Source organism: Aliinostoc sp. HNIBRCY26 (assembly GCF_050235535.1).
Classification (GTDB): domain Bacteria; phylum Cyanobacteriota; class Cyanobacteriia; order Cyanobacteriales; family Nostocaceae; genus Trichormus.
Genome location: NZ_CP189852.1, coordinates 3,174,797 through 3,193,907, shown reverse-complemented (window position 1 = coordinate 3,193,907; position 19,111 = coordinate 3,174,797). Strand labels below are relative to the sequence as shown.

The following is a 19,111-nucleotide window of genomic DNA, read 5'->3' as shown; positions in this document are numbered from 1 at the left end:
TTTTGTAAGCCTAAAGACAAGAAAGATATACTTCTAAAGTTAATTCTGCGATATTCTTCCAGCTATATTTTGCAGCTAATTGTTGATTATGTTGACCCATTTCTAGTATTGTTTTTGATTTATCTAGTGTCTGATTCATAGCTTTAAGCAAGCCATTTTCATCAGATAAATTATATAAAAATGCCCCTTGATTATCTAACACTTCTCCTAAACAGCCTTTACGGGGAGCAATGCAAGCTTTTCCAAAGGACATAGCTAACATAACTGCACCAGATGTCAAAATATCTCGGTAAGGAAAGACAACGACATCAGCAGCATTCATATATACTTGAATTTTTTCCGGTTCTATATAACCAGGAATAAAATTAATGCGTTGATCATCAGCGATTTTCTGTTGAATTAAGTCAGTTAAATCTGCATCTTGGCTATTAATTTTACCAGCAATCACTAATCTAATATTTTCACCATTCAATTTCTGAAATGTCTCAATTAATTCTGGAACTCCTTTATAGGGACGAATTAAACCCAGAAATAAAAATACAGTTTCAGAATCTTTTATATTTAATTCTCCTCTGGCGGCTTCTCGACTAATTTTATTTTCGTACCACTCTACATAATTGCCATGTGGAACTACAAAGAGTTTATCTTTATGTTTAATCTCAAAGGTTTTAATTAACTCCTCTTGTGCGGCTTCGCAGTGAGTAATAATTGCATCAGCGAACTTGATAACTGTTTTAGTACATAAATTGTTTAAAAATAGATTTAAATTATCATGATTTTTGAGGTTATGTACAGTCCATACTAGCTTAACACCAATTATTTTAAGTATGGCTAACTGGATGAGAAAAGCGACTGATTTCAGCAGAGATAAAAACCCATTTGTCGAAATACATGATGGTTCTAACCAATGTAAATGTAGAATATCTGGTTTCCAATGTTTAATCACCATCGGAAAGAAAAAAGTAGACGAGGAAAGCGGCTGTTGGATCTCTACTTTTAAACCGATTTTTCTCAAGTTATCAATTAATTGCTCTTGATACGGATTCCCATCTACACGGGGTAGAAAAATTGATGTGATTTGTTCCATAAATATAATTACACAGGTAATAGTTGCAGAAATTGAGTTAATTTCAAACGGCAATTAACCTGAAAATTTTTCATCACGAATCTTTGAGTTAAGGGAAAACTTTGTAAAAGTTTTTGTGCTGTTAAAGTATCACCTGCACGCACTCGTCTTTCAGCTGCCAACAGTGCATAATATGCTAGACAATTTTCCAAAAGAGGCTGATATTCAGGCGGACAGTTATTTCTGATAGTGGTTGTATCTGTGAGTTTTGGCCAGGGGGGATGCGCTTCTTTGCGACCATGACCAAGAACTGATGCTTCGGTATGATGCCACATCAAAGGTGTAGGATCTATGTGGATTTTGTAGTTTAATAAAACTTGCAGCCACAAATAAGAATCTTCACCGTAGGTGCAGCGTTTTTGGGAGTAAAAACCACCAAATTTTTCTACAACTTGACGCGCACAAACAACAGCACCGGAATGAAGTAAATCAACTGCACATTTAACTACTTTGGGTTGTGTGTTAGTTGGTAAACGCCAAGCACCTTGATTAATTTTTAGGTGGGGTAAATGTTGTTGCCAATTAGTACGTTCTGCACCGCGAAAATGACCGGTGACGCTGAGTAAACAATCAGGATTTGTTTGCAAATGATGAATGGATGTGGCTAAAAAATCGGGTAGCCATTCATCATCGGCATCTAAAAATGATAGGAAATCAGCCTGAGTTTCAGACATACCCCGATTACGTGCTGCACCTGGCCCTGCATTGGTTTGGTGAATTAATTTGATGCGGGAATCTTGGTAGTTTTTGACAATATCTGCGCTATTGTCTGTAGAACCATCATTGACAACTATGATTTCCAAGTTTTGGTATGTCTGATTGAGAATTGAGTTGAGTGTTCTGGCAATATATTCTCCTTTGTTATACAGGGGTATAATTACTGCTACGGTGGGAGTTTTTTTTGGCATTTTCTGATTTTTTAACGCAAAGGAACGCAAAGTTTTAATGAGGTTGACAGAGGTTGGCTATGAGGTCAAAGTTTTTGGATGTATTTTGCTTGATTTGCGGTAAGTTGGTTTTTAATTGGTTTGCGATTTCTTGTCTTCTATTCCACAGATGACGGATGGTGTTACAAGCTGTATCGGTATCTAAGAACTGTTGGAAGGAAATGAGTAAGCCGTCATGAACTGCTTCTGCGCCTAGAAGGTCAGTCATGATACCTTCAGCTTTGACGGAATAGCCGATGGGAAGGGTACAAACTCCACTGGATAAGCCTGCGATCGCAGCGTGCATTCTTTCTGAAACTACCAAATCACAAGCACTAATTAAGCCTTTAAATTCAGATGCAGTATGTTCTGCGCCGGCTAGCTGTACACGGGGGTCAAAGTTGAAGAGTCGCAGGAGTTCACCAGCGAGGATGCGATCGTCGTTTTCTGGGCGATAATCATGGACGTGAGGAATTAGCAGCACTTGTGCGCCAAATTCCTGGAGAATCATGTTAATGACTTCACACCACACTTTGGTATGTTTTTCGTAGTCAGCACGCGTGTAGCGGCTGATACCTTGACTGATACCAAGGGCGACGACGGGACGGTCTGGGTGGAAGTTGTATAATTTCAGTAAGTTCTGGACGGTTTCGGGTGGTGCTGGAGGGAGGAGAAAGGCGGGGTCGGCTGTGTGCTGGACTAGTTCGGGAGATAAACCTAAATCTTTGGTGACGTATTTGTAAGTCAAGCTTTCTCTGACGGTGATTAACTTAGCGTGACACGCCACATCTAGCCAGATTTGTGCTTCTTTGTCAGTCTTGAAAGGGCCGATAGATTGAGCTAAGAAAACTACAGGAATACCAGCATCTAAGGCGTAGACTAGTGGTTTCAGTTGTCTGGTGAGAAAATGTACACCGTAGTCAGAACCAAAGATATCCCCACCAGAAGCCATGACTACTGATGTGTCATGTAGTAAACAGGAAATATCTTTGTATGCTGGGGCGATTGGTTTGTAGACTTGAGAAAGCTTGTTACGCCAGCGATTTACGATATGTAGGCGGCGTAAATTGCGATCGCTAATTAATTCTACATTGTCAGGTCGTAGTCTAATTTCGTCGTAGTCTGGTGTTTCGCTAAGAATACTGATAGCAAGTTCCGGTAGACGTTGACGTAGTTGTTCAATAGTGGTTAACACCATTGCTTCCACGCCTCGGTTACGTAGTCCAGTAATACCTGTGATGGCTGCTTTCATAGCTATTTAACCTCTCTGAAAATTAGCTAAAACATTTACTAACCGTCGTTTTATCCCGCCAGCTACTCGTTTCCATAGCGGTGCGTGATATAGTCGTCTGTATTTCTGCACTAAGGGGTCTAATTGCTGTTTAAATACAGAAAATTCACCAGCCTTAACAGCGTTTTTAAAAGCAATATGACTTTCTGCTGCTAAAGCCACTCGCATGATTTGGCGTGCTTGCAAGTTTTTATTCAGATGACTAGCACTTGGCTTTACCCGCTTTTGGGGATACCATTCACCCTGCTGTTGAGTTAAATACAAGCGATAAGCTAAACCTTCTCGTCGGTGCTGAAAGCCAGATTTTTGTGACTGTGCTACCTCATCCGCACTAATTCTATCCATCTGTAACTTGCTTGCACTCATCCCAGCTTCAATCATGTCGCGAATGACTGGATGACGCACTATCACTACATTTGTACCTTGACTATCCTTGACATATTGAGGTAGCCAAGCATCCCCAACTGTCACATCTGCGGTTTCTGCTACCACATCATCACAATAATCGCAGGCTTTATATTTGAAAAAACCCAAACCCCAGTCTGTACCGTAGAGGTCATACACAGGACTACTACGAGTGACTATCTTACCAGCTTGCAGTCCTGTCACTTCTATACCGTAGCGGTTAGCGTTGGCATCGGGTAATTTGTGGCGGAAGTCGATTGCTAGTAGGTTATCTGGTTCAATACCGCATTGCCAAGCTAACATTTCAGCAAAGCCTGTACTTTTGAGATGACCGCAAATTAAACCCACACAAAACCGGATGCGTTCAGCTAATATCGGGTCTTGGCGCATCAATAAACGCACGGCTTTAATAAAACAGGGAATCCCTACAATAGCGTAACGTCCCGGTCGTTCCCGAATAAGTTGCATAACTTGTGACATTTCCACTGGGTAGTAACGGGACTTAGCACCGTTGCGTACCTCTTCTATAGTGGTGGAAAGTTGGTAGTGAAATAATCTAGGGTCAGTGGGTGAGGGATGACGTTGATGAATGTGGATGACACCATCTACTAAACCTTGAGTGAGGAGATTCGTAACAATCCAAGTTCCCATTCCTCCTGAACTACCGCGATCGCGATAATTATCTTCTACCACATAACCTGCGTAAGTATCTAAATAATAACCAATTTGCTGATGATATTTGCCATCACGACCGAATAATTCTTGGCTAATTTGGTCTTCGTTTAAACTCTGATTAGAAAAAGGACAAACAGATAAGATTCCCTGACTAGAAAACGTGGATTTTGTTAATGTGTCGATAGTGGCTTGCAATTTTTTATCTGCATCTAATTGCATTTGTATTGGTGAACCACTCACAGCCGCACAAGCACCACAACCTACACAATAACCACCCTCAATCACCGTTTCTCGTAACTGGTTAATTTCAGGATTTTGAATTTTCGCTGTAATTTGTTCCGTCATCCTCACTAGTCCTATATTTACTGTTCTAACGAGCAATCTTGACCACTTGCCAAAATAGTTTCGGTGACATCAAAAAAATTGATAAAACATAGACTAATGTGCCAACTAGTGTAGAAATAGCTAATATTGCCCCAGAATTAATTGAGCTACTCAGAAAATATTTGACTGTAAATATCACACCTAACATAGTCATTGTTGCGGCTAAAGGTACGGCACCTTGACGTAAATAGGTGAATATATTAATCCGCACTAGTTTCCACACTACCCAAACCGTTAAAGGTGACATGAGATAACTTCTAATCACATAAGCAGCCGCCACCGCCACAATTCCCCACTGCACAGCTATCGCAAAAGCAATAATATTACTCACAGCTTGCACGCCATCTAAAGCTAATTTCCAAACAGGTTTTCCCAGTGCCATAACGACAGAACCGTTGAAATAGAAATAAGCATAAAGAATCCCTACTAAATTTAACACCTGCATGACTGGAATACTTGCTAGCCATTGTTCGCCAAATACGACTTTCACTATTTCCGGTGCTAAAATTACCATGCCAAAAAAGCCAGGGAAAGTAATTAAGCTAGTCAGTTTGATTGCTTCATACAAAGCATGGCGTAAGCGTTCTGGTTCTTCTTGTAATCTCGAAAATGTCGGTAAAGAAACCTTAGAAATAACGCTAGTGAGTAGTTCGGTGACGACTAATAATAAACGATAAGCTACAGTATAATATCCTAGAGCAACTGACCCTAAAAAATAACCAATTAAAAAATCATCAGAACGGCGATTTAAGAAGTTGAAAATATTCATTCCCAGGACATTCACGCCAAAGGAAAATAAATCATGAAAGTGGCGTTGTGAAAATTTCCATCCTGGTCGCCAGTCACACACCCGCCACAATACTAAAACTTGTACTAAACTGCTGCTAATTTGTTGTGCGACCAGACTCCACACACCAAACCCCATCAACGCCATAGTTACGCCGACGACACCACCAATAAATACTCCAATAAGTGTACGTTTTGCGAGAGATTTGAATGCTAATTGACGCTGAAGAATAGCATTCTGCACACTGCTCAAAGCAATGAAGATAAAACTCACAGATAGCCAGCGTATGATGGGGATGATGGCTGGTTCTTTAAAGAAATTGCCAATTAAATCTGCACTAGCAATAGTAATTATTGCCAAAAATGTCCCCATACCTAAATTAGTCCAAAAAGCAGTATCTAAATGCTCTGGTTCTAATTCTTTTCTTTGAATAATCGCCTGGGAAAATCCTTGGTCAACAAATACCTGTAGAAAATTTAAGAAAATACTGGCTAAAGCGACTAAACCAAAGGTTTGTGGCCCTAATAACCGCGCTAATAAAAAGAAAACCCCAAAAGAAATTGCTTGGCGACCCCAACTTTCAATTGCAGACCAAAATACCCCTAAAAGAGCTTTCTGACGTAAATTTGATGATGCTTTGGGAGATTCCATTACCAGCTTTACCAATAATATGGATTAAAAGTTTGATATTTTGAACCTTTGCCAAAAATCCTTAGTAGAGATGTTGTATGCAAAATCTCTACATCATTTATTTGGTGCAACTTCATAGAGAATTGCTATGAATCTGTTCTCGTTGGTGTTAGCATCGCGCAACCAAGATAATACCGAATTGGGATAGGTAGTATTGTTTTGAGATTCTGGAATAGGCTAATAATCTAGGCTTTTAATCCAAAATCCAAAATTGGTATAAGGTGCAACTGCTAAAGCAAAACCGCAGGTAAAAGCCAAACAGCACAACGACATTTAACTCTTGAATTATGTTGTCCAAGTGTTCAATTATTTGTATTTGAGGTCTAATAGACAACAGAAACTACGGCTAAACTTAAATAGCTGACATCTGTTTTGCTGTGTGCAGTAAACCGCAAAACCGAGAGAATTATTGTTAGTTATGTAGTAAAAGACTTAGTAGATATAAACTAACTAATACACACCATAGATAGTTTAATTTTGTAACAGCAGCAAGTCATGCTGAGATAGTTGAATGATTTTAATCCTGACATAGCCAATAGGGAAACACACTGATAGAAACTTGGGTTAGCTGGAATTTTTATTCACTAAATTCTGTTAGTAATAATTACCCGCAACCGCATACTAGCTTACTAGCTCATTCCAGATTGTTACAACCTTCGTCATAAACTTTACATTTACTTCATACTTTTCTCTGGTTTTCTCTAAGTTGGTTCATACAAGCATTACATTTTCATTACGATTTCATTAATATTACTGAGATAAATATCTTGATTATTCACATTTAATTTTGCTTGTGTGTTTCTCAGACATATCCGCAACACATTTAATATTTGTAGATACGTATAAATGCACATTTCTATATAAGACCAATAAAAAAACAGGGAAGAAAAAATCTTCCCTGTTTTTGTTGTTGTTTTGATTATTTTGCTTGTCTTGCTTGTTAGCTTCTTTGAGCTTTTGGCGTAACATTTGGCGTTGCTTTTTGAGTTGTCGCTTTCTAGCTGAACCGCCTTTACCTTTGTCGTTTCTCCCTTCGCGACGGGGAGATTCCCATCTTTTGAGTCTCATATATTTTGTTTTTATCTGGTGGACAGTGGGCAGGAGGAGAATCGAACTCCTATGACCGCAAGGTCGCCACATTTTGAGTGTGGTGCGTCTACCAGTTTCGCCACCCGCCCTTGATGCAACTTTCCTATTATAATCACTAGATAACTTTAATGCAAGGTGTCAAACGAAAATTTTTGCTGATTCCCTATTTTTTGTTGTGTGTCACTAAGCTAGGGTCAATATCTTGTATCTGAGCCACGCCGCTTAAAGACATTGCCACTTTCATTTCATCTTGTAGTAGCGATAGAACATGAGATACACCAGCTTGTCCACCGACTGCTAGTCCCCACAAAATAGGTCTACCAATTAATACAGCTTTTGCACCCATCGCCAAGGCTTTGAGCATATCTGTACCGCGCCGAATACCACCATCTAATAAGACTTCGACTTTACCATCAACTGCGGCGACGATTTCCGGGAGAGCATCAAAAGAAGCGATCGCACCGTCTAGTTGTCTGCCGCCATGATTGGAAACTACAATGGCTTTAGCTCCATATTCCACCGCACGCGCCGCATCATCACCGCGCAAAATGCCTTTGACTACCAAAGGTAAGGGTGATAAAGATTGTAACCATTCTAAATCACGCCACGTTAACGACGGGTCGAGTTGTTGGGCAAAGTAAGTAAATAAACCAGACTCCCCCTGTTCTTGAGGAATATTTAAGCCGGAGATACTAGTAATATTCGCTAGAGTTAACCCTGATGGTAAGGTAAATTTATTACGTCTATCCCGTTCTCGCTGTCCCAGTACAGGCGCATCAACCGTCAGACAAAGAGCTTTGTAACCTGCTGCGTAAGCTCTTTCAACTAAGGCGCGAGTTAAACCCCTGTCTTTGTGGATGTATAATTGAAACCATTGTAAAGAGTGGGTAAATTTCTGTCCAATCTCTGCGACGGCTTCTAAACTTTGAGTGGACATGGTACTCAACACCATACCCACCCCAGCCGATGCAGCCGCCATCGCGGTAGCTAGTTCACCATCAGGATGAGCCAGACATTGAAAAGCCATTGGCGCAATTAATAGAGGAAATTCGAGATTTTCGCCTAAAACTGTAGTTTTTAGGTTTAATTGGCTTACATCTACAAGCATTCGCGGTCTTAGCTTGACACGCTCAAAGGCAACCCGATTCTCGCGCAGTGTAATTTCATCCCACGCACCACTGCTGTAATAGTCGAGTGCCATCTTAGACAGATGCTTTGGTGCTAACTGTTCATATTCAAAGAGATTGATGGGATTCACAGCCTCTGTCATGGTAGCGATCGCAACTTAACCAGATTTATTTTAGAGTAGATGGCGATCGCTCATCCAAAATTTTTAGCCACTCATCTCACGCCACCGAGTAATATACATCATTTATTTGTAAATTTAAATTGCTCATCTCCTCTACAGGAATCTAGCTAATAACTCTTCCCGTGATAGTTGTAGCAATAAAGGTGTGAATTCTTCTGGAGTTAATGCTAATAAAGGTGTAATAACCTCCCTTAACTGAGCATCTATTTCACCAAATCGAACTTGTAACAAGTTTTCTATAACTTGACGACGTTCTGCTTTTACTCCTTCTTGAATGCCTTCTGCTAATCTTTGCTCATAGAGTTGACGTGATTCATTCATCCCTTCTTGTTTAACTTCTGCTAATCTTTGCTCATAGAGTTGACGTGCTTCGTCAATTCCGGCTTGCTTTGCTTCTGCTAACTTCTGTTCGTAAATTGGTGATAAGCGCATAATTAAATTTCTATCCTCCTCGTCTACATTTTGATTCACTTCTAAAGTAGTCTTGAGACTTAACAATAAATCAATTGCTTTTGCTCGGAAAGGATGATCTTGGGGAAGTGCTTCTAGTTCATCTATTGCTTGTTGCTGGACTCTACCCTTACCTAAAATTCTCAACCATAATGTTTCCTCTGTGCGTGGTAATTGGTGAATTGCGATAATTGCTGTCCGTAGATAATCTGCTAAAAAATGAACTCCTACTTCCCAGTTTTCTAAATCTAAACTGGCTCTGAACCCACTCAAATATAGATTCAGAAGCCGTTGGTGACAAAATCCAAAGTCGGGGTAATTCTGATTCCTTAATTCGGTTTTCATCACCTTTAGATTTGACGTTTTAACTCAGCAAAGATATCAAATAGCTTGTTCATACAACTGCGGATTTCTGCAATTGTAGCCGCATTTCTAAACGGTTCGATTAAAGCAGGTGCAGCCGCAATCCTACTTAACAAGCCTAATTCTATTGTATCGCTGCTGGATGGAGAGGCAGGAGCAAAATAAATGTCAATTTCTCGGATTTCTGCTGATACTTTCCGACTGGTTTCTACTGTTCCCAAAGGTTGTAATAATTCTTTTAGATAGTCTTTGGCAAACTGGTCATAAGCAAATCTAGTCATTAATCATTAGTCATTAGTCATTAGTTTTTCCCCTGCTTCCCCTGCTTCCCCTAAACCCCTAAATTATCTACCAGTTACGCCAACCACCCTTGGGGGCAGCTTCACTAATGTATTTTTGTCCGTGGGTTTGTAATAAGTTTTGATATTCTTGACTACTTGCCCACCGGTCAATTTCTCTGGCTCTTAAGACTGGTACAGGGTGAGTTAATTCGGCTGTACGGGCTGTTTTGAGCATTTCCCCAAGTTCGGTTTTACTAATATCATCGTAAGCACGGGCTTGAGCAATGAAAGCATCAAGATTGAGTTTGGGTGCAAGAGTTGGTGAACCGCCGGCTAATTTCATTAACACAGACATCACCACTTTGGGGTTTTGGGTGGCTAGTAAAGCGGCGCGATCGCAGGTAAACTCAGCACAGCGTACCCATTCTAAAAGTTGTGCTTGGATAGCTTGAGCAACGACAGCCCCAATATTAGGTACTACACCTGCCGCTAATATTAATAAATTGACAGGCGTTAAATAAACACTATGGTCACACTTGAGATGTCCTAACTCATGGGCAATTACTGCCTGTATCTCTTCTGGTGTCAGGATATCAATTAAGGAAGTGTGCAGCACGACAAAAGGCTGCTTACCCCGCATGGCAAAAGTGTAGGCATTAGGTGCAGGGTGTTGCCTTACATATAATTGCGGTGGCTCAATGTCTAAAACTTTGCAAGCTTCTATTAACAAGTGATGTAACTCAGGTAGTTGATTTTCCCCTACCAACACACTAGAAGCAATATTTTCTACATAAAAAACCTGCTCTGCCATTGGGCCGAGCAAGTTTCTGACAAGCATATCCAAACCAGGTATTTGCTTAAGAGAGTTGGTAGCTTCCAAATCTAATGGATGACGAAATGAGTCAGCTTTTAAACCGATGAGTGAGGATTTAAACACAGACATGATTTAGCCGGCTGGAAAAACAAAATATCAACAGCCTCCCACAGTTAGTATAGCGATTTGGGGCATGGGGAATGGGGCATAGGGCATGGGGCATGAGGTATGGGGTATGGGAGTAAAAATCTACCTTGTCTAGCTTGTCCACCTTGTCCACCTTGTCCCCAGTCCCCAGTCCCCAGTCCCCAGTCCCCAGTCCCTATTAATTCGCTGCTTTCTCTCCGTCGGCTGGAACTTCACCAACTCGCAGGATTCTTGCGCCTATTTGTTGCAATTTCACATCTATTTGATCGTAACCCCGATCAAGGTGATGTAATCCCTGAATGGTGGTTTGTCCTTCGGCTGCTAGTCCGGCTATAACTAGAGCGGCTGACGCTCTTAAGTCAGTACCGATGACTGGCGCGCCGGATAATATCGGCACTCCTCGCACAAAGGCGGTATTGCCCTTGACACGGATATCCGCACCTAAGCGGTTTAACTCGGAAGCATGGCGCAGGCGATTTTCAAAGACGGCTTCGTTAATGATGCTGTCGCCTTCTGCCAAGGTGAGTAAAGCCATGAATGGTGCTTGCATATCTGTGGGAAAACCAGGATGGGGCAAGGTTTCGATGTCCGTTGCTTTCAGGGTTTCGGCGGGAAGAATGCGTAAGCAATTTGGTGCTTCTTCAATGATGGTGACACCAATATCCCGTAATTTGGCAATCACCGGAATTAAGTGATCGGAAATGACTGGGGATAAGGTCAGTTCTGAGCGAGTGATAGCACCAGCTACTAAAAATGTCCCGGCTTCGATGCGATCGGGAATAATAGAATAGTCAACAGAATGCAATTTTGGCACGCCAACTACAGTAATAGTGCTGCTACCAGCACCCTGAATTTTCGCGCCCATTGCATTACAGAAGTTGGCTAAATCCACTACTTCCGGCTCTCTGGCGGCATTTTCAATAATGGTTTCACCATCAGCTAAGGTGGCTGCCATCATCAGGGTTTCTGTCGCCCCGACGCTAGGAGTATCTAAGTAAATTTTCGCACCTTTTAATCTGCCATTAGTTCCAGGAACATAGGCGTTACAAATACCATGTTCAATCTGTACTTCGGCTCCCATTGCTTGCAGTCCTCGGACGTGCAGATCAACGGGTCTTGCGCCAATGGCACAACCCCCTGGTAATGGCATTTGTGCCACTCCCAAGCGGGCTAAAATTGGCCCAATAGCAAAGAAACTAGCCCGCAGTTGGGTAACTAGTTCGTAGGGAGCTTTTGATGTAGCAATTTCACTGGCGTTGATGTCTAAAATATCCCCTTGTCTGGTTAGGCGTACACCCAACGCTGAAATGACCTCAGCCATCCGTTCTACGTCCGCCAACAGTGGAACGTTACGAATTCGACAATCACCAGAACAAAGCAAAGCTCCAGCCATGATGACCAAGGCAGAATTTTTAGCTCCACTGATTTTGACGTGTCCCTTTAAAGGATGCCCACCCCATATTTGCAAGACTGAGGAGTCTACTGCTACAGCAGGTTTAGCTTCTGGTAAGCTGCTAGAAGAATTAATAAGCCTGCCTCCAAAATAAATACATAATTTTAAAGTTAGAAGTTGGTTTTGATTCTACAGTAAAGATTTGATTTGTATACATTTTGTCTCAAGTCGCAACCAGGAGACAGGAGGAAAGAGGCAGGAGGCAGGAGGCTTTGAGTGATTTTTTCATTTTCACTCCACCCCTACACTTTTATACTCTTACACCCCTTTACGGACTGGTTGACACAAATCAATAATTAAGCGATAATGATAAATCGTGAGTATGCAAACCGCAAGCGGAACTGGCGGAATTGGCAGACGCGCTAGATTCAGGTTCTAGTGCCGCAAGGCTTCCGGGTTCAAGTCCCGGGTTCCGCATGAAACTAAGTGCTGAGTTGTGAGTAATGAGTGCTGAGTATTCATTACTCACAACTCAGCACTGATCACTCAGCACTTAAAATGTTAACGAGTTTACAAAATCCTTTAGTTAAGCAAATCCGCAAGCTGCAATCTACGAAAGAACGGCATAAGCAGCAGTTGTTTTTGCTGGAAGGTACGCATTTGTTGGCAGAAGCTTGTGCGGTGAATTATCCGTTAGAGGTGGTATGTTGTACACCGGAATGGCAAGCAAATCACAGCCAACTATGGGAGTTAGCTTGTAGTTTGTGCGATCGCAGTGAAGTTGTCAGTCCAGAAGTCTTAAGTGCGATCGCTACTACTGTACAACCAGATGGGGTCATAGCTACAGCCAAACGTCAGCAACAGCAAAATCCAGTTCCCTACACGGGTATTGTTTTAGCGTTGGAAACTATCCAAGACCCTGGTAACTTAGGGACAATGATTCGCACGGCGGCGGCTGCCGGTGCGTCGGGTTTATGGTTGAGTCAAGATAGTGTAGATTTAGATAATCCCAAAGTTTTGCGTGCTTCGGCGGGACAATGGTTTCGTCTGGCGACGGCAGTAAGTGCAGACTTAAAAACCACAGTCCAGAATTGTCAGCAAGCAGGAATGCAGATAATAGCCACCTTACCAACTGCGAAATTAACTTATTGGGAAGTAGACTGGCGAAAACCCAGTTTGATTTTATTGGGAAACGAAGGTGCAGGTTTATCCCCTGATTTAGTCGCAATGACAGATCAACAAGTCACAATCCCCCTGAGTCCAGGAGTAGAATCATTAAATGTAGCGATCGCCGCCGCTTTAATGTTATACGAAGCGCAAAGACAAAACCAGAGTTAGTCAACAGTCAACAGTCAACAGTCAACAGTTCCCCCCTTACTTCCTGCTCTTCCTTCTAAATATTGTTCAATATCAGCAACAGCATCTTCCCAAGCTGCTAAATCAGCATCATTTACATCTTCACTCTGTACCACAGCATTGACATTACCAGCAGCATTATCTGGTATCTCCTCATCATCTGTGGAACTGTCGTGTAAGATATCCTCCAACTGTTCTAAGGCTTGTTCAAAGTCTTGAGCAGCTTCGAGGCGATCGTGTGGCTGATTTGGCTCCATAATTTTGACTCAAAAATTCTGATTCACAGTTGATTGTAATGGCTATAAACCAAATTCCACACCCTCTTTATGATGTCAATTGGTGGCTAAGAGTTTGGTATAGCTGTGTCGAATCTATCTTAACCTCTTTATTCTCATCTTCAGGAATAGGTTGAGTCGATGGTGATAAAAATTACTTATAAACAGTCAATCTCAAGCCAAAATTCCACAGGCATAAAAATATCGCTTTTGCTTATTTTTATACCCGTGGAAAAGAGAGGTTTGTGAATTAGTACAGAGGTAAGGGAAGGCAAAAGGTAATACCAATTCAAAATTCAAAATTCAAAATTCAAAATTAAGAATCAAGACAGAGCAAGCATTTGGGGCTGTACATCTGTCGCATTCTTTTTTCAAATTGGTGTAAAAAAGAAAAATCTCTTACTTTTGCCTTTTGCCTTTTTACTTCTCCTAGTTCCTCTGAATTAAACTAGAGTGCCTTTGAAGCCAATGGGGCCTTCACCTGCATAAGTCATAGTTCCATTGAGGGTGTTACCGTTATCTGAGGATTTAACATCAATAGCAACAACTCTTTGGTCAGCACGACAACCCAGTAACCAAGTACCACCGGGATTCCAGGGAGCAGATGAGCCACCCCATTGGTTTTGGACTGCGTAGGTGTTGTTTTGAGTGAGAGTAGCTTTGAAACCGATGGGGCCTTCGCCTGCATAGGTCATAGTTCCATTCAGGGTTTTACCGCCATCGTTAGATTGAGCGTTAATCGCTACTACACCCTGATTAGCACGACAACCTATTACCCATTTTCCACCGTCGTTCCAGGGAGCAGATGAACCACCCCATTGATTGCCTACATTGTAAGCACCACCATCAATCTGATTGCTGGTAAAGCCAATAGGGCCTTCACCGGCGTAGGTCATAGTTCCGGTTAGGGTTTGGCCGCCATCGTTGGATTGAACCTTAATGGCTACAACATTCTGATTGGTGCGACAACCGATTACCCACACTCCACCATCATTCCAAGGTGCAGAAGAGCCACCCCACTGGTTTTGTACTGCATAGGTATTGCTTTGAGTACGAGTGGCTTTAAAACCAATAGGCCCTTCACCTTTATAGGTCATAGTTCCTGTCAGGGTGTTGCCATTGTCATTGGAGGTGACATCAATAGCAACTACGTTTTGACCTGAGCGACAACCTATAACCCAGATTCCACCATCATTCCAAGGCGCAGAAGAACCACCCCACTGGTTTTTAACTTGATAGAGGTTGTTATAACCTTTGCTAGTTTTTGGGGATAGTGTTTGTGCGGTCATGAAATCTCCTAACTTTTACAGCGTGTAGTTTGAGATACTTGTGTTTAACTTTCTCTCATCAGAATTCCTGATGTTACCCATTGATGTTGTTTGGTATTCCCAACTACGAGGGTCTCAGTAAATTCAGCCGCATCTTAACACAGGGTTTAACCGCAATTAACTTGATACTTAACGCTTCTTAACTTATTAAATTGATTGTGGATAGGATTTTTTAGTCACAAAAAAAATTTGTAGAAACCTTTTGTTGTAAGGTTTCTACAAATTCTGATGTTTTGACTATTTCACTTTTTTAGTAGTGATTCCCTGTTTTCCGGTGATTGATAGCGGTGACTGCATCCGGCTTCAGTAATTTACCGTTATCTACGGTTGCATATACTACCCAATGATCACCACATTCCATGCGTTGCTCAACCGAGCATTCCACATAAGCAAGAGCATCAGTTATGACAATACAACCGTTTTCTGCTTCCGTAGTTGTAAAGTTTTGGAAGCGGTCTTCTCCAGGTTTGAAATTCTTACGAAAATGCTTCATATACTCCAGATGATTGCCTTCTGGTAGGATATTCAGGGCAAATTTACCACCAGGATACATGAGAGATTCTATAGCTCTTTCTTTGGCGATCGCTACCGTCAAACCAGGAGGATTAAAAGTAGCTTGTGATACCCAAGAACCTAACATTGCTGTAGCAACTTCACCGTGTTTTGCTGTAACAACACATACAGAACCCACAATTCTACCTACGGCTTGTTCTACAGGTGTAGCTGCTTGTTGGGGTAGTCGCACTTTTTTAGCTTTCTTTAATGTTTGTGCAAAATCTGTACCAACTTCTTCACAATACTTTAAAGTGACATCATCAGGCTTAAATTTCACCTTGAGTGTTTCCACACCGAAACGGTATCCCGCATCCCGAAGCTTGCATTCAATCATGTCTAAGGCTTCACCACTCCAGCCATAAGAACCGAAGACCCCAGCTAGTTTGTTGTTATCACCCACCTTGAGGACAATCCCTAAAGCAGTGTTAATGGGTGTAGGTGCATGACCACCGATGGTGGGAGAACCGATGAGAAAACCATCGGCTTGTTCTAAAGCGGATTGAATTTCTTCCGGTGTAGCGAATTCACAGTTAACCGATTTGACCGCCGCACCACCTTTAGTTACTCCCAGAGCGATCGCCTGTGCTAAAGTCGCAGTGTTACCGTAAGCTGAAGCATAGAGTAAAGCTACAGTCACCTCTCGGTCTTTTTGCGCCAAACTCCAATCAGCATAGGCTTGGGTCAATGCCATTAAACTACTACGTACCAAAGGCCCATGACCGACAGCGTACATTCTTACTTGTAAATCAGAGATTTTTTCCAATGCTGCTTCCACATGAACAGCATGGGGAGCCATCAAACAGTTGTAGTAGTAACGCTGGTCTTCCTTAAAGGACTCCCAATTGTCATCAAATACTTCATCACCGCAGATATGTACCCCAAATAGCTTATCTGTGTAGAGAATCTGGGTTTTTTGGTCATAGGTACAAAGACCTTCTGGCCAACGAGGGCTAGGAATTGGTAAGAACTTCAATACATGACCTTGACCCAAATCTAAGGTTTCTTTCCCCCGCATCACCAAAATATTTAAGCTGTTATCTGGGAAAGCTGCCCGTAAATTCGCCGCGCCAGGAAGAGAACAAACAAAGGTAATTTGCGGTGCTACTTCTAGCAGTGCCTTTAAAGTAGATACACGATTGGGGCTAAAGTGACCCAAAATCACGTAATCTATTTTTTTCAAATTGACAGTCTGCTGCAATGCTTCCAGATAAATTGTTGCAAAGGTTTCACCTGGGGGGTCAAAAAGAGCAGTTTTATCAGCTTCGATGATGTAGCAGTTAGAGGTAGTACCTCTTTCTAAGGCGTATTCAATTTCAAACCGCAAACGTGACTGACTACGCGCTCTCAGCACTTTGGTATTTGTCGCAATTGGCAGAATTTGTACGTCACGGGGTTTGGAATCGTTCATAGATGTTGTGTTTTCAGTTTTATCAAAAAATTGGAAAAACCGGGTGGATTTAGCCCAGTTTTTAGTGGATTCGATGAAGCGTTGGAAATCCATATTATTGGGGATTGGGGACTGGGGACTGGGGATTGGGGACTGGGGATTGGGGCATTTAATTTTGAATTTTGAATTTTGAATTTTGAATTGATTTGCCCCTACACCCCTACACCCCTTTTAGTAATAATTACCCACCTTCCGGTGACGTACGGCGGTTAGTCCATCGGGTTTGGAAACTCGACCATCTTGGACGGTGCAGTATAATATCCAATGGTCGCTGCATTCTATGCTGCTTTGGACTTCGCACTCCATGTATGCTAAAGCGTCTGTCAGGATGGGTGAGCCGTTTTTGGCGGTTTGGGTTCTCACGCCGGCGAAGCGGTCAGCACCAGGCAGTAAACGCTTGAGGAATTGTTTTTTGAGTTCTTGATAGTTGCCTTCTTCTAAGACGTTGAGGACGAAGCGATCGCCTACTTGCATCAAAGCATCAATGGCGCGGTCTTTGGCTACAGCAATGGTAAATCCTAAAGGTTGCAGGCTGGCTTGTGCTACCCAGGAGGCTAACATGGCACTGCTGACATCATCTTTTTTGGTTGTGACAATATATAAGCCGTTGCTAATCCGCCCCAATGCCTTTTCCATGTTGACATCGAGGGCTTTGATTTGCTTGATGTTCCTCTCCCGTGTGACAAATTGTCCTAAATCTGTACCAGCTTCGGTACACATTTGGTAGGTGGAAGGACTAGGAACATCTTTAATGCGAATGGCTGGGAAGGCTTCTTTGACACCCAAGTCGATAAATTTCCGTCGCAGTGTATCAACGGGTTCGTCATCACCACCGAAGCACTCAAATAAGCCGACTACCTGCTTATCTTTAATAACAGATAATAGAGAACTGATGGCTGCTTGCGCGGCTACGGAAGTTGTAGGCGGCATACCAATAATTAAACCAGCTGCTCTCCCTGCTAATTCTTGAATTTCTTGGATTTCGGCGGTGCTGAGGTCGATGAATTCTACTCCTACCCCAGTTTTTTGGATACCTTCAGAAATTGCTTGACCAAGGCGATCGCTATACCCATAATCGGAAGCATAGAACAACCCAACGGTGGTTTCGGCTTTGGCTTGTCTTTGACTCCAACTCTGGTAACACTCGGTTAAAACATCGAGGTGATGATACAACAACGGCCCATGACCGTTGGCGATAATATTAATCTTGCCCAGTTCACCCATCCGCTTCATCGCGTTTAATAGGGAACGAGCGTTTGGCCCCATTAGACAATCATAATAAAATCTAAAATCGGCTTCAATCGCTTCTAAATCTTCATCGAAGGTGCGATCGTCGCAGAAGTGCATCCCAAAAGCATCACAAGTATAGATTACTTGGGTTTTACGGTCATAACTAAAGATTGTATCTGGCCAATGCAAATTCGGCGCACTGACGAATTCGATTTCGTGACCTTTACCGATATCGATGCGATCGCCACTTTTAACGATGCGCTTAGAAAATGGATCATGTACTAAACCTTCTAAAAATTGCAAGGCAATTTTAGAAGCTAAAACAGTCGCCCTTGGTGCTAATTGCAGCACATCCTCCACCAAGCCGCTATGGTCTGGTTCTGTATGACTGACAATAATGTAATCAATAGCCTTGGGGTTGATGAGACTTTTGAGAGTATCTAAATACAATTGACGAAACTTCTGGTGCGAAGTATCGATTAAAACTGTTTGTTCGCCCCTAATGAGATATGAATTATAAGTCGTACCGTTTTGCAGTCCGAATTCGATATCGAAGCGATCGCGATCCCAGTCTAGACAGCGAATCGCCGTAGTATTGGGGGCAATTTCTACAGTTTGTACAGTTAGCCGATGCTGAACATTTTCTGTGTTGGCGTTGCCGGTCGTAGACATCGCTACCATTATTTTATTCGTCTCCGAGTGCAAATAAACAGTATTGTTTCTCTGCCCCCATTGTGCCGCTAACTGTCTTTTTAAGTTGTAATAAAAACGATATTTGCCAAAATTCAAG

The 19,111-nt window shown here is 42.1% G+C and carries 14 protein-coding genes, 2 tRNA genes and 1 pseudogene; 2 read left to right on the top strand and 15 right to left on the bottom strand.

From position 1 onward, the window contains the following. Window positions 1–10: 10 nt before the first annotated feature. The 11 genes and pseudogenes from ACQFX9_RS13640 to murA form a co-directional block, all read right to left on the bottom strand. The gene (locus ACQFX9_RS13640) at window positions 11–1,087 is read right to left on the bottom strand and encodes a glycosyltransferase family 4 protein (RefSeq protein ID WP_427162492.1); all 1,077 of its coding nucleotides are present in this window, start codon (window positions 1,085–1,087) and stop codon (window positions 11–13) included. Window positions 1,088–1,095: 8 nt separating this feature from the next. Beyond that, window positions 1,096–2,034 (bottom strand): glycosyltransferase family 2 protein, encoded by a 939-nt coding sequence (locus ACQFX9_RS13635; protein ID WP_427162491.1) that lies wholly within the window; start codon window positions 2,032–2,034, stop codon window positions 1,096–1,098. A 34-nt stretch (window positions 2,035–2,068) separates the two neighbouring features. After that, the gene (locus tag ACQFX9_RS13630) at window positions 2,069–3,304 is read right to left on the bottom strand and encodes a polysaccharide pyruvyl transferase family protein (protein WP_427162489.1); all 1,236 of its coding nucleotides are present in this window, start codon (window positions 3,302–3,304) and stop codon (window positions 2,069–2,071) included. Window positions 3,305–3,310: 6 nt separating this feature from the next. Then, window positions 3,311–4,768 (bottom strand): Coenzyme F420 hydrogenase/dehydrogenase, beta subunit C-terminal domain, encoded by a 1,458-nt coding sequence (locus ACQFX9_RS13625; RefSeq protein ID WP_427162488.1) that lies wholly within the window; start codon window positions 4,766–4,768, stop codon window positions 3,311–3,313. A gap of 25 nt (window positions 4,769–4,793) precedes the next feature. Next, window positions 4,794–6,245, bottom strand: coding sequence for an MOP flippase family protein (locus ACQFX9_RS13620; RefSeq protein ID WP_427162487.1), 1,452 nt, complete (start codon window positions 6,243–6,245; stop codon window positions 4,794–4,796). Between the two features lie 810 nt (window positions 6,246–7,055). Next, window positions 7,056–7,352 (bottom strand): hypothetical protein, encoded by a 297-nt coding sequence (locus tag ACQFX9_RS13615; RefSeq protein WP_427162486.1) that lies wholly within the window; start codon window positions 7,350–7,352, stop codon window positions 7,056–7,058. 26 nt (window positions 7,353–7,378) lie between these two features. Beyond that, a tRNA-Leu gene (locus ACQFX9_RS13610) sits at window positions 7,379–7,462 on the bottom strand. A 74-nt stretch (window positions 7,463–7,536) separates the two neighbouring features. Then, the gene (locus ACQFX9_RS13605; RefSeq protein WP_427162485.1) at window positions 7,537–8,643 is read right to left on the bottom strand and encodes an alpha-hydroxy acid oxidase; all 1,107 of its coding nucleotides are present in this window, start codon (window positions 8,641–8,643) and stop codon (window positions 7,537–7,539) included. 132 nt (window positions 8,644–8,775) lie between these two features. Then, window positions 8,776–9,776: pseudogene (locus ACQFX9_RS13600) on the bottom strand (hypothetical protein). A gap of 67 nt (window positions 9,777–9,843) precedes the next feature. Continuing rightward, window positions 9,844–10,719, bottom strand: a complete 876-nt coding sequence (locus ACQFX9_RS13595) for a M48 family metallopeptidase (protein WP_427162484.1) — start codon at window positions 10,717–10,719, stop codon at window positions 9,844–9,846. A gap of 196 nt (window positions 10,720–10,915) precedes the next feature. Beyond that, the gene (gene murA, locus ACQFX9_RS13590) at window positions 10,916–12,265 is read right to left on the bottom strand and encodes a UDP-N-acetylglucosamine 1-carboxyvinyltransferase (RefSeq protein WP_427162875.1); all 1,350 of its coding nucleotides are present in this window, start codon (window positions 12,263–12,265) and stop codon (window positions 10,916–10,918) included. Window positions 12,266–12,525: 260 nt separating this feature from the next. Between murA and ACQFX9_RS13585 the strand changes: the two genes are divergently transcribed. Further along, window positions 12,526–12,607: transfer RNA gene (locus ACQFX9_RS13585), tRNA-Leu, on the top strand. Between the two features lie 81 nt (window positions 12,608–12,688). Then, entirely contained in the window at window positions 12,689–13,468 is a 780-nt protein-coding gene (locus ACQFX9_RS13580; protein WP_427162483.1) for a TrmH family RNA methyltransferase, read from the top strand. A 14-nt stretch (window positions 13,469–13,482) separates the two neighbouring features. Here the strand turns inward: ACQFX9_RS13580 and ACQFX9_RS13575 are convergent, their stop codons facing one another. The 4 genes from ACQFX9_RS13575 to ACQFX9_RS13560 form a co-directional block, all read right to left on the bottom strand. Then, window positions 13,483–13,743: a hypothetical protein gene (locus ACQFX9_RS13575; RefSeq protein ID WP_427162482.1), complete on the bottom strand. Its 261-nt coding sequence runs from the start codon at window positions 13,741–13,743 to the stop codon at window positions 13,483–13,485. Between the two features lie 461 nt (window positions 13,744–14,204). Continuing rightward, window positions 14,205–15,050, bottom strand: a complete 846-nt coding sequence (locus tag ACQFX9_RS13570; RefSeq protein WP_427162481.1) for a lectin OAA family protein — start codon at window positions 15,048–15,050, stop codon at window positions 14,205–14,207. Between the two features lie 289 nt (window positions 15,051–15,339). Further along, entirely contained in the window at window positions 15,340–17,052 is a 1,713-nt protein-coding gene (locus tag ACQFX9_RS13565) for a diflavin flavoprotein (protein ID WP_427162480.1), read from the bottom strand. Between the two features lie 210 nt (window positions 17,053–17,262). Continuing rightward, the gene (locus tag ACQFX9_RS13560) at window positions 17,263–19,002 is read right to left on the bottom strand and encodes a diflavin flavoprotein (RefSeq protein WP_236144955.1); all 1,740 of its coding nucleotides are present in this window, start codon (window positions 19,000–19,002) and stop codon (window positions 17,263–17,265) included. Between the last annotated feature and the right edge of the window lie 109 nt (window positions 19,003–19,111).

Bases quoted from the DNA above. Each gene is read 5' to 3' on its own strand.
- ACQFX9_RS13565 (WP_427162480.1), bottom strand. From the start codon at position 17,052: ATGAACGATTCCAAACCCCGTGACGTACAAATTCTGCCAATTGCGACA.
- ACQFX9_RS13560 (WP_236144955.1), bottom strand. From the start codon at position 19,002: ATGGTAGCGATGTCTACGACCGGCAACGCCAACACAGAAAATGTTCAG.
- ACQFX9_RS13640 (WP_427162492.1), bottom strand. From the start codon at position 1,087: ATGGAACAAATCACATCAATTTTTCTACCCCGTGTAGATGGGAATCCG.
- ACQFX9_RS13575 (WP_427162482.1), bottom strand. From the start codon at position 13,743: ATGGAGCCAAATCAGCCACACGATCGCCTCGAAGCTGCTCAAGACTTT.
- ACQFX9_RS13580 (WP_427162483.1), top strand. From the start codon at position 12,689: ATGTTAACGAGTTTACAAAATCCTTTAGTTAAGCAAATCCGCAAGCTG.
- ACQFX9_RS13630 (WP_427162489.1), bottom strand. From the start codon at position 3,304: ATGAAAGCAGCCATCACAGGTATTACTGGACTACGTAACCGAGGCGTG.
- ACQFX9_RS13615 (WP_427162486.1), bottom strand. From the start codon at position 7,352: ATGAGACTCAAAAGATGGGAATCTCCCCGTCGCGAAGGGAGAAACGAC.
- ACQFX9_RS13625 (WP_427162488.1), bottom strand. From the start codon at position 4,768: ATGACGGAACAAATTACAGCGAAAATTCAAAATCCTGAAATTAACCAG.
- ACQFX9_RS13620 (WP_427162487.1), bottom strand. From the start codon at position 6,245: ATGGAATCTCCCAAAGCATCATCAAATTTACGTCAGAAAGCTCTTTTA.
- ACQFX9_RS13570 (WP_427162481.1), bottom strand. From the start codon at position 15,050: ATGACCGCACAAACACTATCCCCAAAAACTAGCAAAGGTTATAACAAC.
- ACQFX9_RS13595 (WP_427162484.1), bottom strand. From the start codon at position 10,719: ATGTCTGTGTTTAAATCCTCACTCATCGGTTTAAAAGCTGACTCATTT.
- ACQFX9_RS13635 (WP_427162491.1), bottom strand. From the start codon at position 2,034: ATGCCAAAAAAAACTCCCACCGTAGCAGTAATTATACCCCTGTATAAC.
- ACQFX9_RS13605 (WP_427162485.1), bottom strand. From the start codon at position 8,643: ATGACAGAGGCTGTGAATCCCATCAATCTCTTTGAATATGAACAGTTA.